The sequence below is a fragment of the Burkholderia sp. Ac-20379 genome (assembly GCF_017104645.1).
In the GTDB taxonomy this organism is placed as follows: Bacteria; Pseudomonadota; Gammaproteobacteria; order Burkholderiales; family Burkholderiaceae; genus Burkholderia.
Genome location: NZ_JAAGPF010000822.1, coordinates 1 through 724, shown reverse-complemented (window position 1 = coordinate 724; position 724 = coordinate 1). Strand labels below are relative to the sequence as shown.

The window sequence follows — 724 nt, the reverse complement described above, 5'->3', positions numbered from 1 at the left end:
CGGCGGCGGTTATCTGATCACCGGCGGGCTGGGCGCGCTCGGCCGCCTGACCGCCGAACATATCGCACGGCAGGCGCCGGGCGCGACGGTGGTGCTCGCCGGCGCGTCCGAACTCGACGCGCCGCGCCGCGATTGGCTCGGCGCCCTCGACCGCAGCGGGATTCACGCGCGCTACCTGCGCGCCGATCTCGGCGACGAGGCGGCGGCCGTCGCGCTGGTGCGCACGACGATCGCGCTGCATGGCGCGCTTCACGGCGTGATTCATTGCGCGGGCATTCATCGCGACAGCGCGATTGTCCGCAAGCGCGCCGACGAGCTGCACGCCGTCCTGGCGCCCAAGGTGACGGGCGCGGCGGCGCTGGAGCGCGCATGCCGCGGCATGGCGCTCGATTGCTTCGTGCTGTTCTCGTCGCTAGGCGGCGCGTTCGGCAATCCGGGGCAGGCCGACTATGCCGCGGCCAACGGCTTCCTCGACGCGCTGGCCGAGCAAAGTGCCACGCCGATGGTGTCGATCAACTGGCCGTTGTGGCGCGACGGCGGCATGCGCGTGCCTGCCTCGGTCGAACAGGCCTTCTTCGAGCGCATGGGGCAGCGGCCGCTCGATACCGATGCCGCGATGGCGGCGCTGGACGCCGTGCTGGCCGCCGGCGTGCGGCGCGCGGCGGTGATCGCCGGCGACCGGCCGCGGATTCAGCGCTTCTTCGAGACGGCGCCGCGCCACCGG

General features: G+C 73.5%; 1 protein-coding gene. It reads left to right on the top strand.

All coding sequences use genetic code 11. The annotated features are described in order from the left end of the window. A partial coding sequence (locus G3N92_RS34815; protein ID WP_206131974.1) for an SDR family NAD(P)-dependent oxidoreductase occupies positions 1–724 on the top strand: 724 nt, incomplete at both ends.